This window comes from Stenotrophomonas sp. STEN056, assembly GCF_056759635.1.
The window spans coordinates 80595-97156 of the sequence record NZ_JBRRDL010000002.1 but is presented as its reverse complement, the minus strand read 5'-3'; the positions used below and the strand labels follow the sequence as shown (position 1 = coordinate 97156).

General features: G+C 65.0%; 13 protein-coding genes and 1 pseudogene. 5 read left to right on the top strand and 9 right to left on the bottom strand.

The window, feature by feature from the left end:
- Window positions 1-29: 29 nt before the first annotated feature.
- On the top strand, window positions 30-509 hold the full coding sequence (locus tag ACVOLO_RS01875) for a DUF421 domain-containing protein (protein ID WP_481568577.1): 480 nt from the start codon (window positions 30-32) through the stop codon (window positions 507-509).
- 244 nt (window positions 510-753) lie between these two features.
- Here ACVOLO_RS01875 and hemF read toward each other — a convergent pair whose 3' ends face one another.
- The 8 genes and pseudogenes from hemF to ACVOLO_RS01835 all read right to left on the bottom strand — a co-directional run bounded on the left by hemF (window position 754) and on the right by ACVOLO_RS01835 (window position 6534).
- Entirely contained in the window at window positions 754-1656 is a 903-nt protein-coding gene (gene hemF, locus ACVOLO_RS01870) for an oxygen-dependent coproporphyrinogen oxidase (protein WP_481568576.1), read from the bottom strand.
- 31 nt (window positions 1657-1687) lie between these two features.
- A complete protein-coding gene (locus ACVOLO_RS01865) occupies window positions 1688-3259 on the bottom strand; it encodes a hypothetical protein (protein ID WP_481568575.1) in 1572 nt (523 codons plus the stop codon).
- A 25-nt stretch (window positions 3260-3284) separates the two neighbouring features.
- Window positions 3285-3839 carry a hypothetical protein gene (locus tag ACVOLO_RS01860; protein WP_481568574.1) on the bottom strand — a complete coding sequence of 185 codons (555 nt, stop codon included), beginning with the start codon at window positions 3837-3839 and terminating at the stop codon, window positions 3285-3287.
- Between the two features lie 64 nt (window positions 3840-3903).
- Window positions 3904-4335, bottom strand: a complete 432-nt coding sequence (locus ACVOLO_RS01855) for an NUDIX hydrolase (protein WP_481568573.1) — start codon at window positions 4333-4335, stop codon at window positions 3904-3906.
- 261 nt (window positions 4336-4596) lie between these two features.
- Window positions 4597-4890, bottom strand: a pseudogene (locus ACVOLO_RS01850) (alpha/beta hydrolase family protein); the annotation flags it as partial.
- A 17-nt stretch (window positions 4891-4907) separates the two neighbouring features.
- Window positions 4908-5447: a hypothetical protein gene (locus ACVOLO_RS01845; RefSeq protein WP_481568572.1), complete on the bottom strand. Its 540-nt coding sequence runs from the start codon at window positions 5445-5447 to the stop codon at window positions 4908-4910.
- A gap of 68 nt (window positions 5448-5515) precedes the next feature.
- Complete coding sequence (locus ACVOLO_RS01840; protein WP_481568571.1) at window positions 5516-5896, bottom strand: hypothetical protein; 381 nt, start codon at window positions 5894-5896, stop codon at window positions 5516-5518.
- A 68-nt stretch (window positions 5897-5964) separates the two neighbouring features.
- A complete protein-coding gene (locus ACVOLO_RS01835) occupies window positions 5965-6534 on the bottom strand; it encodes a hypothetical protein (RefSeq protein WP_481568570.1) in 570 nt (189 codons plus the stop codon).
- A 173-nt stretch (window positions 6535-6707) separates the two neighbouring features.
- On the opposite strand from ACVOLO_RS01835, the gene ACVOLO_RS01830 reads away from it, so the two are divergent.
- Complete coding sequence (locus tag ACVOLO_RS01830) at window positions 6708-9398, top strand: tetratricopeptide repeat protein (protein ID WP_481568569.1); 2691 nt, start codon at window positions 6708-6710, stop codon at window positions 9396-9398.
- Window positions 9399-9497: 99 nt separating this feature from the next.
- Here the strand turns inward: ACVOLO_RS01830 and ACVOLO_RS01825 are convergent, their stop codons facing one another.
- Window positions 9498-11873 carry a S9 family peptidase gene (locus tag ACVOLO_RS01825; protein ID WP_481568568.1) on the bottom strand — a complete coding sequence of 792 codons (2376 nt, stop codon included), beginning with the start codon at window positions 11871-11873 and terminating at the stop codon, window positions 9498-9500.
- 794 nt (window positions 11874-12667) lie between these two features.
- Here ACVOLO_RS01825 and ACVOLO_RS01820 point away from each other — a divergent pair.
- From ACVOLO_RS01820 to ACVOLO_RS01810, 3 genes are all read left to right on the top strand, one after another.
- Window positions 12668-14059: a cytochrome ubiquinol oxidase subunit I gene (locus tag ACVOLO_RS01820; protein WP_481568567.1), complete on the top strand. Its 1392-nt coding sequence runs from the start codon at window positions 12668-12670 to the stop codon at window positions 14057-14059.
- Window position 14060: 1 nt separating this feature from the next.
- Window positions 14061-15074 carry a cytochrome d ubiquinol oxidase subunit II gene (cydB, locus tag ACVOLO_RS01815; RefSeq protein ID WP_481568566.1) on the top strand — a complete coding sequence of 338 codons (1014 nt, stop codon included), beginning with the start codon at window positions 14061-14063 and terminating at the stop codon, window positions 15072-15074.
- A 111-nt stretch (window positions 15075-15185) separates the two neighbouring features.
- Window positions 15186-16532, top strand: a complete 1347-nt coding sequence (locus ACVOLO_RS01810) for an AMP-binding protein (RefSeq protein ID WP_481568565.1) — start codon at window positions 15186-15188, stop codon at window positions 16530-16532.
- The last annotated feature ends 30 nt before the right edge of the window (window positions 16533-16562 follow it).

Genomic DNA, 16562 nt, shown 5'->3' with positions numbered 1-16562 from the left:
GGCAATGCGCCGAGTGCTGGGAGACACCGATGCCGGACCTGTTTGCGTTGTCGATGCCGTGGTGGGAGTTCGTCCTGCGCGCGGTGGTGGTTTACGTCGTGGTGCTGGCGATGGTGCGGGTGGCGGGCAAGCGCGCGCTGGGCCAGTTCACCGCCTTCGACATGTTGCTGCTGGTGCTGCTGGGCAATGCGGTGCAGAACGCATTGCTGGGGCAGGACACCTCATTGGGTGGCGGGTTGTTGCTGGCGGCCACGCTGATATTGCTGAACTACGTTGTTGGCTGGATCACCACGCGCAGCCCGGCGATTGAGCGGGTGATCGAAGGCGAGCCGGTGGTGCTGGCCCGGCACGGTCACGTGCTGCAGAAGGTGTTGCGCCGCGAGCTGGTGAGCAAGGCCGATTTTGCCAAGGCCATGCGTGATGCCGGCAGTGATGACGTGGACGACGTGGAGCTGGCGTTGCTGGAGACCAATGGGCACATCACCGTCCTGCTCAAAGCGGAGCGGTGAGCGAGTGGTGTTGCTTGAAAGGCCACCCCTCCCCAACCCTCCCCTTGGCTGTGCCAAAGGGAGGGAGCCGGAACCGGCCTCGCGGATACCACATGGCATGGCTGCCAAGGCGCGGGCTGCATGATCTGCTCCCTCCCTTTGGCACAGCCAAGGGGAGGGTTGGGGAGGGGTGCTTTTTGCGGTGTGTTGAGAAATTCCCCGTACGGGTGAAGCGCCATGCCGAGCATGGCCCGGCACTATCGATTTATTCGGCCAACCAGTCGCGCGGGACCAGGTAATCGGCCAGCCTTGCCTCGTCGCTGGCGGCTTCCGGCTGGTAGCCGTATTCCCAGCGCACGCGTGGCGGCAGGCTCATCAGGATGCTCTCGCTGCGGCCGCCGCTCTGCAGGCCAAACAAGGTGCCACGGTCGTAGACCAGGTTGAACTCGACATAGCGGCCACGACGGTACAACTGGAACTCGCGTTCGCGTTCGCCATACGGCGTGTCCTTGCGGCGTTCGACCAGCGGCAGGTAGGCATCGAGGAAACCGTCGCCCACGGCACGCAGGTACGCGAAATCGGTGTCGAAGTCGCCATGCAGGTCGTCGAAGAACAAGCCACCGACGCCGCGCGTTTCGTTGCGGTGCTTGAGGAAGAAATATTCGTCGCACCAACGCTTGTGTTCGGCGTAGCGCTGGTCGCCAAACGGTGCGCACAGCTCGCGTGCCACGGTGTGCCAATGCTGCACGTCTTCGTCGAACGGATAGAACGGGGTGAGATCGAAACCGCCGCCAAACCAGGCGGCCACTTTTTCGCCATCACGCTCGGCCTGGAAGTAGCGCACGTTGGCGTGGGTGGTGGGCAGGTAGGGATTGCTTGGGTGGAACACCAGCGACACGCCGCAGGCGCGCCAGGAGGCGCCGGCCAGCTCCGGGCGGTTGGCCGATGCAGATGGCGGCAGGCGCGTGCCGGCCACGTCGGAAAAACCGATGCCGGCCTGCTCGAACACGCCACCATCGCGCAGGATGCGGGTGCGGCCACCGCCACCTTCGGCACGCTGCCAGCGGTCTTCGATGAAGCGGGCCTGGCCATCGGCATGTTCGATGGCGCTGCAGATGCGGTCCTGCAGCCCGGTGAGGTAGTCGCGTACGCGGTCGAATTCGTTCATGGGGGTACTCTAGCGCAGGCCTTGGCCGGCGTTACTTGCGGAAGGATTTACGTTCTTTGGCACGGGCCGGTGCGGTATCGGTGGCGTCTTCGGCGTCGATTTCATCGGCCGCCCGCTGCAGCTGCGCACCCAGGCCGAGCAGCGTCCAGTTGCTGGTGGCGTAGACATCGCAGGCCACATGCGTGCGCTTGCCGTCGCGGTTGCACAGGGACAGCAGCTTGCCGGGAATATCCTCGTCCCCGGTGTTTTCATAGACCGAGCGCAGGTTTTCGCAACCGGCACGCACGCCGGCCTGGCACAGCTTCAGGTAATACGGCGCGGCCGCCTGCCAGTCGCCGGCCAGGGCCTTGCGGTGGCCCATGGCGTTGCAGCCGGCCAGCTTGCCGCTGTCGCAACAGGCCTGGGCATCACGGCCGATGGGGCAATCCTGCGGCAGCGGCAGTTCCACGTAGGCGGTGGGCGCGCTGCAGGTGGCGGCACCGCCGGTGCGTTGGTAGACGGCGTAGCGGTTCCATTGGTCGATGCCGAGCAGGTTGCCGTTGCGCAGCGGTTTGAACACGAAATCGCCGCCCTTGTCGTGGCGGACGTGGATGGCGTCATTCTCCAGGCGGGCGCGCAGCTCGCTGCCAAAGCCCATGGCGACGATGCCCTGGTCGCCGAAGGACAGCTCGCTCATCAGGCCGGTGGCGGCGGTGTAATCACCGCAGGGCAGCGTGCTGGCTGCCACCGGCGTGAGATCGGCCGCCGACAGCGTGGCGAGGCCGTGCGCGCGCTGGCAGAGATGATCGTCACCACCGGCCTTGCAGGCCAGCTGCAGTGCTTCGCCTGCCTGCATGTAACGGCCGGCGTCCCAGTGCGCCTCGGCCACCGTGCTGCAGAAGCCGGCGTCAGGGTGCGTGCGGCAGAGCTGCAGCAGTTCGCCCAGCGGGCCGTCGGCCAGCGGCACGCTGGCGCCGCCCAGGCTGCCGAGCAGGGATTTGGCCATGGCCATGCCCAACACTTCGCGCGCGGCGGCTCTGCAGGCGGCTTCATCGAACGCCGGCGAGGATTCCTTGCAGGCCTCGGGTTCCTGCAGGTCCGGCTCCGGCGTTGCGGCCTGCTGCTGTTCCTGCGCCTGGCGCTGGTAGGCGGAGACCAGGCGCTCGCAGGCGAACGGCAGGTCTTCGCGGCACCACTGCGTCAGCTGCTGCGGCGAGGCGCTGCCGGCGGCGGTGATGCACTGGTCGATATCGGCGCGGCAGCTGCCGGCAGCCGGTTGTGGAGTGTTTTTGCAGCGGGCCGGGGTGTCGAGCACGTAGTTGGCCAGGGTGCCCTCGATGCGCTTGCCGTCGGCACTGATGGTGTAGTCGTCAGTGAAACCGTTGGACAGGTCGGCGACATGCAGTGCCTGCGCCTGCTGGCGGATCAGGTAGCGGATCGGCGGTTGCCCGTCGTAGGTGCGAACGGCCTGCGTGGGGCTTTCGATCACGAACCGGGCCGAACCATCGACCTCCTTGTAACTGCCGCAGGCCAGCGGCGTTGCGGCCATCGCCGGCAGTGCGATCAGTGACAGCAGGGCGGTGAGGCCGCGCAGCAGGCGGAAGCTGGAAACAGGCGTGGACATGAGGGATCCCCGGGAAGTCATGAGTTCAATGGAACAGGGCGCGTACGTCGGGCCGCTGCAGTTTGATCACCAGCCAGCCATGCAATGCGGCGAAGGCCAGGGCGGTGACCGCGCCGCTGATCAGCGACATCCACAGGCCAGTACGGAGTTGGGTGCGCAGCTCCATGCCCTCAGCCGACTGCAGGAACTCGGCCGGGAACATGGCCTGCATGCTCCCGAACACGGAGTGGATGAGTGGCAGGCTGGCGAAGTTGAGCAAGGCCACCAGCACCAGGAACACGATGAAGCCCAGCCGGCCCCATTCGCGCCGTTTGAACAGGCCCCAGGACACTGCAAGAAACACCACCGACACCGCCAGCAGGAGCACGCTCAACAGCAGCGCGTGTTGCTCCATCCAGCGGAAAACCGCAGGGACCGGCAGGCCATGCGACTGCGTGAAGTCGAGCACGTCCAGACGCCCCAGCACCGCCACCAGCACCAGCTGGAAAAGACTCCAGAGAATGGCCAGGGCCGCCATCACCAGCGACAGCCTGGCGGTGACATCGACAAAGGTTTCCGCAGCGCTGCGCGGGGTTTTCACGGGGGGGAGTTCGGGGGCTTTCACGGTGTGGACGTTGTGGCAAGTGCGCGCACTATCGCCGGATTCAGCTGGCTTTCCCAGCCTTGACCAACGCGGCATATGCTGCCGGCAGCGTGTGCCGTGCGCTCAACGGGGCCAGCTTCACGCCATGCGGTGGCCGCAGCGGAACCCAGGCAAGCTCGGCGATCTCGGCCTGCACGCGCGGGCTGCCGTTGGCCTGCACCAGGAACGATTCGCCCTGCACGCGCCGGCCCGGCTCGTTGGCCGCGGCATCCTCGAAGATGCCCAGCGGCAGCGCGCTGCCGGGGTCCATCGTTATGCCAAGTTCTTCGTGCAGTTCACGCGCCAGGGTCTGCAACGCTTCTTCGCCGGGTTCGCGTTTGCCACCGGGCTGGATGAAGGTATCCGAGCCGTGCTTGCGTACCACCAGCACACGCTGCTGCGCATCGAGGATGACGGCGGTGACGATGCGGATGGGAGTGTGCGCAGTGGGCATGGGGGTATTTTGATGCAATGTGGGTTCTGGGTTGAAAGCGATTGCAACTGCACCCCTCCCCAACCCTCCCCTTGGCCTGCGGCCAAAGGGAGGGGGCTGAAGCTGCGGTTGCACGCATTGCCGCGGCTGATGGCAATGCGGCTCTTGCTCCCTCCCTTTCGCGCAGCGAAGGGGAGGGTTGGGGAGGGGTGCCTTCCACGCATTCGAAGAACAAAAAACAACAAGGGCGCCCTGCGGCGCCCTTGTCGTATTGCTTACTGCTTACTTCAGCTCCTGCTCGAACAGCTTCAGGATGCGCTGGTACTGGTCCAGCCAGGAGTCGGCGCGGGTGTAGCCGTGGCGCTCCAGCGGGTACGGCGCGATCGACCCGTTGTCCTTGTGCAGCTCGATCAGCTTCTGGGTCAGGTTGATCGAATCCTAGAAGAACACATTGTCATCCATCATGCCGTGGGCGATCAGCAGGTTGTCCTGCAGGCCTTCGGCATATTCGATCGGCGAGGAGATGCGGTAGGCCTCCGGGTCGATGTCCGGCGTGTTGAGGATGTTGCGGGTGCAGGCGTGCCTGCACTGGTTCAGAGTGAGGAAAGTCGTGCGATCCATTCACTGGCTTCCTGTTTGTTTCGCCCCTTGTAGATCCAGTTCTCGTTGTGGCGATCGAACTCGATGACCCACACGGGCTTGTCCAGGTTGTTGACCGTCACCTCCAGTCTGTTTCTGTACGCCTGTGCGTTGCTGTTGCTGGCCCAGGTCTGGTTGAGATGCCTGATATCCGAGGAATGGACGACGATTGCCCGGCCGGATTTTTCGCGCAGCCATACGCTGCCGTTCTGCGCATTGATGGCGATGTTGTCGTGCCGGTGGGTGGCATTGAAGTCCCCGGGAATGGCGTGACTGGCGCCGGCTGCACCTGTCGCAGGGCGGACCAGCAGGACGATGATGGAAACCACCCAGCCGACCAGGCCAATGACGGGGATCAGCGCGCAGACGATGCCAATCGCACCCCAGGCCAGCCAGGAGCGGCCTTTCAATTTGGCAATGAGGGCGAGCACTGTCGGATAGAGAAAGATGAAGACGAGAGAGAGGAACAGATAGAAGAACGTTGAGCTGTCCATTTCGGTGATCTCCGGGCTGGCTGGGGGTGATGGGTAGGGCGTGAACGGGCATCGAAACCGGGCGAAGCTCAGAAAGCCGGCTCGGACCAGTGGTAGACGTGGCCCTGCATCAGCAGCACGTTCCCGTGGTGGATATTCAGGGGGTCCAGGTACAGCAGCACCGTGGCACCGTCGGCGCGCCGATCTCCCCGGGTCTGCGGTCCCAGCAGGTCGGTGACTTCCTTTTCGGTCATGCCCTTGCGCAGGCGCTTCCACTTTTCGGGGTCTTGCCATGCCGCGTTTGTGGTGGACGCAATGGCGGGGCGAGCTTCGAGCGCGGCCACTCGCGCTTCAAGGGCGGCAAGGCGCTGTAGTACGCCGCTGTTGTCCTGCTGTGCGGCGACGTTGAAGGCCGGCGCCGTGAGCAACATGGCCGCAACCGCCGTGCGGATGATGGGGATGTGCTTCATGGTGTTTGCTCCTGAGGGATAGCTGTATCGGCAAGGGACAAGGGGCATTGCGGCCGGAAAGAAAAGCCTCAGCGCCGCGCTTGTTGGAATGAATGGAAGAGGCGGTGCATACCCAGCACCGCCTCTGCCGCCGAGCAGCTCAAAGGCATCCAGAACGCGATGCCCAGTGCGGCGAGGGAATGAATGTCGCGATGGGGCCAATGCCAGGACAGCACCGCCGCCAATGGCAGCAGCAGTGCCAGCCATGTCCAGCGCTGTGGCCAAAGCAACAGGGGCAAGAGCGGCGCCATGCAGGCCAGCAGCAATGGGGGGTGATCCGGCAGGTGAGCAATGGTCGATATGGAAAGGGCGCCGGGCACGGCCAGTACCAGTGACACCACAAATGCCGCATGGGTGATCAGCACGGGCCAACCCAAACGGCCGACGCCACTGCGGGCGAAGTCGCATGCCAGGTCCAGAGAGGTGAGCCTTTCAACGCCCATCAGGTGATCGTCCTGCAGCAGCAAACGCACCCGCTGATTGGGGGACGGTGCGACATCGCTACGCCATTGGCCGATATGAAACAGCCATTGACGCAAGGGAGTGGCAATCAATCCTTTGCCCTCGACGTCGTTGTAGTGAATGATCCGGCCTTGCATGGAACCCTCCGTGCCCCGCCACAGGGGGCAAGTTCGAGGGAACTGTCAGGGCAAGCGGTGGTGGCCGTCCTCATGGCCCGCAAACGAAGTTCAAACGGTTTCTAATTATTTGAATTTAATAAGGTTTTATTTCGTTGGTGCTCGGGGGGAGCATGGGATTCAAGGAAGAGGGTGTGACCCAGAACGTTCTGTACTGCTGGACGTTTGCCGAAGTGGAGCTGGACGAGGCCCGCTGGCAGCTGAGCGTCCGGGGCAATCCCGTGGAGTTGGAGCACAAGCCGCTGGGCGTGCTGCAGTACCTGCTGCGGCATAGCGGCGAGGTGGTGACCAAGCAGGAATTGATCGAAGAGGTCTGGAACGGCCGGGTGGTGGTGGAGGCGGTGTTGACCAACGCCGTCGGCAAGTTGCGCAGGGCATTGGGCGATATGGCCGACCTGGTCGCCACGGTGCCGCGGGTGGGGTACCGGCTCGAGGCGCCGGTGCGTCGCCGCCAGGTGGAGTTCCTGCCCAAGGCCAGCCTGCTGGCTGCCGGTGACCGGGTTCCGCGTCGCCCCCATTGGTGCCTGGAGCAGATGCTGGCGCGGCGTGACGACGGCGAGGTGTGGCTGAGCCGGCATGCCAAAACGGACCAGTTGCGGGTGTTCAAATTCAGCCTGGATGGCCGACGCCTGCCGTCGTTGAAGCGGGAGGTCACGGTGAGCCGCCTGCTGGAGCGCGCCCAGGTGGCCAATCCGGGGCGGGTGCGGGTCATCGACTGGGATTTCGAGCAACTGCCGTGCTTCGTGGAACTTGAGTACGGCGGCGTCAGCCTTGACCAGTGTCAGCAGGTACTCAACGAACTGCCCCTGGCTGAGCGCCTGGAACTGTTCATTGGTGCGGTGGATGTCGTGGCCGCTGCGCATGCAGCGGGTGTGCTGCACCGGGACCTCAAACCCGCCAACCTGTTGATGCGCGAAGAGCCGGAAGGGCGTCGCCTGTGCGTTGCCGATTTCGGCAGCAGCGTGTTCGAGCACGGCATGCTGGATGAGCTGGGTATCAGCCGGCTGGGGTTGACCGCGTCGGCAAGCAGCGCCGTCGATGGCGGTACCCCGTTGTATCTGGCGCCGGAGGTGGTGGCCGGGGCCGCACCCACGGTCAAGAGCGACATCTATGCCTTGGGCGTGACGCTCTATCAATTGGTGGTGGGTGACTTCTGCAGGCCGTTGTCTGCCGGCTGGGAAGCCGATATCACCGACCCACTGCTCCGCCAGGACATCGCCTTGGCTGCCAATGGCGACCCGCAGCGGCGCTTCGCGTCGGCCGTTGAGTTTGCAGCCAGTCTGCGGCAACTGGAGCAGCGCCGCGAACAGGATGCGGTGCAGGCCTTGGTGCGCGAACGTATCGCCGTTGCCGAGCGGCGTGCCGTGCTGGCGCGCAATCGTCGGCCCTGGTTGCTTGCGTCTTTGGCCTTGCTGGCATCCGGCGCGCTTGCAAGTGGCGTGATGTGGTGGCGTGCCGAGCAGCAGCGCGAGGTGGCCCAGCAACAGGCCGCCCGCGCCGACGGCGTGGTGCGGTTTTTGAGCAACGACCTGATTGGTGCGATCAACCCCGGCGGCAGCAGCTACGAACACACCCCCACGATCAAGGACATGCTGGATTACGCTTCCGAGCATGCCGACCAACGGTTCCCGGATGATGCGGCTACCCGCGGGGCTTTGCATGCCGCGTTGGGCGGCTCATGGCGAACGCTGGGCGACCGTGACCGCAGTGAAGTACACCTGCGGGCGGCCATCCGCGATTACAGCCGGGCCTTTGGCGAGGACAGCGAGCCTGCGCTGAAGGCGCGCTACGACCTGGCCAGCACACTGTCCTATTCGCAGAAATTCGACGAGGCCGGTGAACTGTTGGAGCAGACCGATGCCAAGGCACGGGGGCACCTGGCCGATGGCGACGGCGTGGCGTTTGCGGCGGCCTTGGCGCGGTCGATGTGGAACGTGCAGCAACAGCGGCTTGAACCCGCGGAAAAGGCATTGAAGCAAGCCGAGCAGCTGCGTCAACAGCTGTATCCGGATGATGTGTTGAGTGCCGCCAAGCTGCGCATCAATCTCTCCGACATCATCCTGCGGCAGGGGCGGCCGCAGGAGGTGATGGAAATGCTGCGCGCCACGCTCGCCGACGAGGCCTACGACAGTCGTCGAATCGGGGACATCTATGTGTCAGCACTGCGTTTGAATCTTGCCCGTGCCCTGCGCAATCTCGGTCGGAACGACGAAGCGCTGCCCTTGGCCAAGGCGGCGGCGGAGACCTCGGAGCGGGTGTTGGGGCCCAATCAATACCAGACGCTGGTGCAGCTGTCGGCGGTGGCCAACATCTACAGTTTGAGTGGCGATTGCCCCAGCGGCCTGCAGGTGATGCGAACGGTGCGGCAACGCATGGCCGATCACTTCGGTGCGGATAAACAGGCCACGCTGGTGGAAACCGGAAATCTGGCGGACATGGAATATGAGTGCGGTGACCGCCAGGCCGGTATCGACTATCTGCTCAGTGCCGAGCGCAGTTTGCGTGAACACCACGGTGGAGACGGCAACGTGCATGCGCAGGTCTTCCGCTTCAGCCGTGCACAGATGTTGTTGGACATGAAGCGTTACCCCGAAGCACTGCAGGCACTGGAGGGGCTGGATCCGGCACTGCTGATGGCCGGTGATTCACGGCGGGGATGGGAGCACCGCTTGGCTGCGGTACGAGGCCAGGCGCTGTTGTTCGAGGGAAAGACCGCCGAGGGGCATGCGTTGCTGGCGAAGGCGGTGCCGGAATTGATAGCGCTGGGTGGCGAGGATGAAGACATGATTCGTGAGCTCACCACCCTGCTGAAGTCCGCGCCCTAGTCATTGGCCGCTGGCAGGTTCTGCCGGGTGCGCATCACGACGGGGCACACCTGAAACGACAAGGGCGCCCTGCGGCGCCCTTGTCGTGTTGCTTACTGCTTACTTCAGCTCCTGCTCGAACAGCTTCAGGATGCGCTTGTACTGGTCCAGCCAGGAGTCGGCGCGGGTGTAGCCGTGGCGCTCCAGCGGGTACGGCGCGATCGACCAGTTGTCCTTGTGCAGTTCGATCAGCTTCTGGGTCAGGTTGATCGAATCCTGGAAGAACACGTTGTCATCCATCATGCCGTGGGCGATCAGCAGGTTGTCCTGCAGGCCCTCGGCGTACTCGATCGGCGAGGAGATGCGGTAGGCCTCCGGGTCGATGTCCGGCGTGTTGAGGATGTTGCTGGTGTAGGCGTGGTTGTACTGGTGCCAGTCCACCACCGGGCGCAGCGCGGCGCCGGCCTTGAAGGTGCCCGGCGAACGGAACAGCGCCATGAAGGTCATGAAGCCGCCGTAGGAGCCGCCGTAGATGCCGGCGTGGTCGCGGTCACCCTGCTTGGTGGCAACCAGCCAGTCAAGGCCGTCGGTGTAGTCCTCCAGCTCCGGGTGGCCCATGTTGCGGTAGATGGCCGTGCGCCAGTCGCGGCCGTAACCCTCGCTGCCGCGGTAGTCCATGTCCAGCACGATGTAGCCCTTCTGCACCAGCAGGTTGTGGAACATCTGCTCGCGGAAGTAGTTGGAATAGCGCGCATGCACGTTCTGCAGGTAGCCGGCGCCGTGCACGAACATGGCGATCGGGTACTGCTTGCCCGGCTCCAGCGTTTCCGGGCCGTAGTACTTGGCCCAGACGTGGCCGGCACCGTGCTTGGACGGCACCTGCACCATCTGCGGCTGCACCCATTCACGGGCCTTGAACTCGGCGCTGCGGGTGTCGGTGAGCGTGCGGGCTTGACCGCCGCTGCTCGGCAGCACGGCGACCTGGGCGGGCAGGTAGGGCGCGGAGTAACGCACCAGCAGCTGCTGGCCATCCGGCGACAGGCTGAAGTCTTCCACGCCGTCGAGCGCGGTCACTTCGCGCACCGTGCCGCCGTTGACATCGACGTTGCAGACTTCGTAATCGCCCGGCCACTTCTGGTTGCACAGGAAGTAGAAGCTGCGGCCATCGGCGCTGAGCGCCGGGGCCGAGGTTTCCCAGTTGCCCGAGGTGATGGCCCTGGGCTTGCCGCTGCCGCTTTGCGTGTACAGGTGCGAATAGCCCGATTCCTCGGACAGCAGCCACAGCGTGCGGTTGTCGGGCAGCCAGCCGAAATCGTTGAAGTTCCAGTTGATCCAGGCGCCGTCGGTGAGGCGATGGCGGGTTTCCAGCTTCGCGTTGGTGGCGCTGGTGGTGGCGATCCAGCGATCCTTGTTGTCGATTGCACGCAGCAGGATGGCGACTTCACTGCCATCGCTGTTCCAGCGGATTGATTCATAACCGCCGCCCCAGCCGTCGATGCCGATGCGCACCGGGCGATTACCTTCCAGGGCGTCCTTGCCGGCCTTGCGGCGCAGCGCGGCCAGTGGATCGGTGGTGATGCCGGGCAGGGCGTCCAGTGAAAGTGGCTGTACCTTGCCGGTGCTGGTGTCGGCCAACCACAGCGACTGCGGAACGGGATTGCTACGGCCTACGCGGGTTCGGGTGTCTTCGGCTTCTTCGTAACCGGATTCGGTCACGTACAGTGGCATCTTGCCGCCGCGACCCTCCTCATAACTCTTGGGCGAGGTGACGACGATCAGGTGGCGGGTGTCAGGGGAAAGCACGCTGCTGGTGATTTCCACATCGGCGCCCAGGAAGATCGGTGCTGGGGCGCGGGTCGGGTCGGCCTGGCGCCAACGCTCGCCCTGCTCGCGCAGTTCTTCACGCTGGGCGCGATCAGTGCGCAGGGTGGCCAGGGTGCGCATCTGCTGGTCGCGCAGCACATCGGCCTTGGGTGCATCGGCCGGGTTCTTCTCAGCCTTGAGCTGGGCCACCTGGCGGGCGGTGCCGCTGCGGGCATCCCAGTGGAACCAGTTGTTGCCCACTGCCCAGATCACACCGCCGTCGGCGGCGAAGTTAACGCCACTGGCGCGCTCGTTGCTGCGGGTCAGCTGGGTGAGTGCGCCGCTGCGCAGGTCACGCACGAACACGTCGCCATTACGCACGAAGGCCATGCGCTGGCGGCTGGCATCGTAGACGCGGCGGGCCGCGTCCAGGGTGCGGCGCTGGTCGTCGGCGACCTGCTGGCCAACGCCGCCGTTGGCGGCCACGCGGAAGGTATCGCGCACCGCACTGCCCTGGCGCTTGAGCGCGTACTCCACCTGCTGGCTGTTCCACGACCACCAGGCGGATTCGACCGGCGGGCCGATCCAATCCGGGTCGGCCATAGCCTGTTCGATGGTGATGGGCGTGGGCGCGGCATGGGCGCTGCCGAAAGCGGTCAACAACAGCAGGGACAGGGGCAGAAGTCTGGGCATTGCGGGCACCGATGAAGAGAACCGGGCAAGCGTAGCAGTCCGGACTTTGCCGGGGCTGGGCCACAGGTCATGGCGGCCCGCTTTCGGCACATGGGCTGCCGGAATCGGCAAGGTTTGAGCGGCGCCTGCCGCAGGTCATGAAGCACTCCCTCCCTTTCATCGCAGATGAAGGGGAGGGTGGAGCTTTGCTTTGGTCTTACGAATCAGGCAGGAGCAGAAGCACCCCTCCCCAACCCTCCCCTGTGCTGCGCACAAGGGAGGGTGCGCATCCTGGGCGCGTCACGGAACGCCTGCCGCAAGCCATGAAGCATTCCCTCCCTTTCATCGCAGATGAAGCGGGGCGGGTGAGGGGTGGAGCTTTTGCTTTGGCGTTATGAATCAGGCAGGAGCAGAAGCACCTCTCCCCAGCCCTCCCCTGTGCTGCGCACAGGGGAGGGTGCGCATCCTGGGTGCGTCACGGAACGCTTGCCGCAAGCAAAGAAAAACTCCCTCCCTTGCGCCAATGGCGCAGGGGAGGGTTGGGGAGGGGGGCTTTGGGGGTTTTCGTTTCAGCCGTTGAACTGTTGCTGCAAGGCTCAAGGCAAAAGCGCACCCCTCCCCGACCCTCCCCTTTGTCTTCGACAAAAGGGAGGGGGGCAAAGCCACCTGCTCCCCAGCCATCCTCTTGGCTTTTCCAAAGAGAGGGAGCAGGTGCTTCTGCGACTTTTTGACGCACTGCGACAACGAGTCACATCTGCTTTTCACAGGTACGCAATGACAATGATCATTGTTCTCGGGCAAGAAATGAGGCAGGCGTGGACGTGCTTCTGTTGTCACGGATCCAGTTCGGGTTCGTCGTGAGTTTTCATGTGCTGTTCCCGGCCTTCACCATCGGTACGGCCAGCTGGTTGGCCTTTGTCGAATGGCGTTGGCTGCGGACGCGCAATATCGTGTGGCGCGAGCTGTTCTTCTTCTGGCAGAAGATCTTCGCCGTGTCCTTCGGCATGGGCGTGGTCAGCGGCATCGTCATGGCCTTCCAGTTCGGCACCAACTGGCCGCGCCTGAGCGAGGTGGCCGGTACGGTGATCGGGCCATTGCTCACTTACGAGGTGCTGACCGCGTTCTTCCTGGAAGCCAGTTTCCTGGGCGTGATGCTGTTCGGCTGGGGCCGGGTGTCGCCCCGCCTGCATTTCTTCTCCACCTGCATGGTGGCGCTGGGCACGCTGATTTCCACGTTCTGGATCCTGTCCTCCAACAGCTGGCTGCATACGCCGGCCGGCTACCAGATGGTGGATGGCATCGTGCATCCGGTGGACTGGTGGCAGGTGGTGTTCAACCCGTCGTTCCCGTACCGCTTGGCGCACATGGCGCTGGGCTCGTTCATCACCACGTGTTTCGTGATTGGTGGCGTCGGTGCGTGGTACCTGCGCCGCGGCGTGCATGTGGAAGCCGGGCGCAAGATGCTGGTGGCGGCGGTGGCATTTGCCGCGCTGACGGTGCCGGTGCAGATTTTTGTCGGCGATATGCATGGCTTGAACACGCTGGAACATCAGCCGATGAAGATCGCCGCGATGGAAGCGCACTGGCATGAAACCAAGCCCGGCGAAGGCGTGCCGCTGGTGGTGTTTGCGGTGCCGAACGAAAAGGAAGAGCGCAACGACTACGAGATTGCCATTCCCAAGCTCGGCAGCGTGATCCTGACCCACAGCATGGACGGTAGCTTCGCGCCGCTGACCTCGGTGCCGGCCAGTGAACGGCCGCCGGTGGTGCCGGTGTTCTACGCGTTCCGCATCATGGTCGGCATCGGCACGTTGATGCTGGTGCTGGCATGGATCTCCGCATTCCAACTGTGGCGCGGGCGATTGCTGCAATCGAAGTGGCTGCTGCGCGGCTGGAACTGGATGCTGCCCAGCGGCTTCATCGCGCTGGTGGCCGGTTGGTTCGTCACCGAGATGGGGCGCCAGCCGTGGGTGGTCTACGGGTTGCTGCGCACCGCCGATGCGGTGGGCACGCACAGTGCCTGGATGACGGCGTTGTCGCTGGGCGTGTATGTGGTCGGTTATGTGTTCGTGTTTGGCTGGGGCATCTGGTACCTGGTCAAGATCATGCGCACCGGGCCGGTGCCCCACGATCATTCACACGACGACATCTCGCACACACCGGCGCGGCCGTTGTCCGGTGCAGATGAACCGCTGGAGGGCCGCTGAGATGGATATGGCAACCGTTTTGACCGTGGCGTGGTTCGCGGTAATCGGCTTCGGCGTGCTGATGTACGTGGTGCTGGATGGTTTCGTGCTCGGCATCGGCGTGTTGGCGCCGTTTGCCGAGGACGAAGAGCAACTGGACGTGATGATGAACACCGCCGCGCCGATCTGGGACGGCAACGAAACCTGGCTGGTGCTGGGCGGTGCCGGGCTGATGACCGCCTTTCCCAAGGCCTATGCGGCCATGCTGTCGGCGCTGTACCTGCCGGTGCTGCTGCTGGTGATGGCGCTGGTGTTCCGTGGCGTGGCCTTCGAGTTCCGCTTCAAGGCGCACCGTTCGCGGCGGCTGTGGAGCGTGTCCTTCGCGCTGGGCTCGTTGCTGGCCGCGTTTGCGCAGGGCGTGATCCTGGGCGCGCTGGTGGAAGGTTTGAAGATGCAGGACGGGCAGTACGTCGGCGGCGCGTTCGGTTGGTTCAGCCCGTTCTCGATGCTGACCGGCGTGGCGGTGGTCACCGGCTATGCGCTGCTGGGCAGCACCTGGCTGATCCTCAAGACCGAGGGCCGTGACCAGACGCTGGCGCGTTCGCTGACGCGGCCGTTGATGGTGGCAGTGATCGTGTTCATGGGCCTGGTCAGCACCTGGCTGCCGTTCCTGCAGTCGCGGGTGATGGAGCGCTGGTTCAGCGACGGCAATTTCTGGTGGCTGTCGCCGGTGCCGTTGCTCACGCTGGTGGTGGCCGTGGCGCTGTGGCGCAGCGCGATGCACCCGCGCCGTGACCTGCCGCCGTTCCTGCTCACCCTGGCCCTGTTCGTGCTGGGCTTCGTCGGCCTGGTGCTGGGCATGTGGCCCTACCTGCTGCCGCCGTCGATGACGTTGTGGCAGGCAGCCGCACCGGCTTCCTCGCTGGGCTTCAGCATGGTCGGGCTGGCGCTGCTGCTGCCGGTGATCCTCGGTTACACGGTGTGGTCCTACCGCGTGTTCCGCGGCAAAGTCACCGCGGACATGGGCTATCACTGACCGCAGGCTGGACGGCCCGGCTTGCATGCCGGGCCGGTGGCCCCCAAGCTGGCCGCCCTCTCCGGGTGCCCCGCGCGCCCGGGCCGTTCCTTCCAGGGTCTTTGCAGTCGCATGTCGGTTGTTTCCATTGCTTCGTCCTCCCGTGACCAATACCCGCTGGTGGTGGGTGACCGCCAGCGGCCGCTGGCGATGGCCGCCGGGATGCAGGTGGACGCGGAAAGTTTCCTTGCCCACGTCCATGGCCTTGCCGCGCTGCTGCCGGCTGGCGCACATGCGGTCAACCTGTGTGAGGACCGCTATCGGTTCCTGGTGGCGTTCTGCGCCGTGGCGTTGCGCGGGCAGGTCAACCTGTTGCCGTCTTCGCGGGCACCGGCTGTGGTGGACGACGTGCGGCAGCGCTACGCGCAGTCGTATTGCGTGGCCGACACGCCGGCCGAGTCACTGCCGGAAGACTGCTTCGTGCTGCCGGCGACCCTGCCAAGCCTGCCCGGTGCGGTGCCGCAGCTGTCGGCCGGGCAACAGGTTGCCATTGGCTTCACTTCCGGCAGTACCGGCGTGCCCGGCGCCAACCCCAAGAGCTGGGGGTCATTCGTGGCCAGCACGCGGCAGAATCTTCATGCCCTGCAGGATCTGTGGGGCCAGGCGCAGCCCTCGCTGGTGGCCACCGTGCCCTCGCAGCACATGTACGGCATGGAGATGGCGGTGCTGCTGCCGCTGTTGGCGCCGGCGACGTTGCAGGCCGGCAAGCCGTTCTTTCCCCAGGATGTGGCCGTGGCGCTGGCCCAGGTACCCGCGCCGCGGCTGTTGATCACCACGCCGGTACACCTGAAGGCGCTGGTGGAATCGGGCGTGGAGCTGCCGCCGCTGGCGGGCATCGTCACTGCCACCGCGCCCTTGCCACAGCCCTTGGCGCAGGCCGCCGAACAGCGTTTTGCCACCGAGGTGCGGGAGATGTTCGGCTCCACCGAGACCTGCATCTTCGCCCGCCGCCGCACCGCCAGCGAGCAGGCGTGGCAGTTGCTGCCGGGTGTACGCCTGGAACCCCAGCCGGACGGCACGCGCGTGCATGCGCCGCATCTGCCGGTGCCGGTGATGCTGGCCGATCTGGTGGAACTGCTGCCCGACAACCGCTTCCTGCTGCGTGGCCGCCGTGCCGACCTGCTGGAAATCGCCGGCAAGCGTGCCTCGCTGGGCGACCTGACCCGCAAGCTGCAGTCGGTGGACGGTGTAGTCGATGCGCTGGTGGTGCAGTTGCCGCCCGAGCCGGGCCATGCGGTCGGCCGTATCGCCGCACTGGTGGTGGCGCCGCAGCGTGAGGAGGCCGAAATCCTGAAGGAGCTGCGCCAGCTGATGGATCCGGTGTTCCTGCCGCGTCCGCTGCGCAGGGTGGACGCCCTGCCGCGCAACGAAACCGGAAAACTGCCGCGCGATGCGGTACTGGCGCTGCTGCGGCAGTGAGCCGTAGCGGCGTGCCTGACCGTTGCGGGT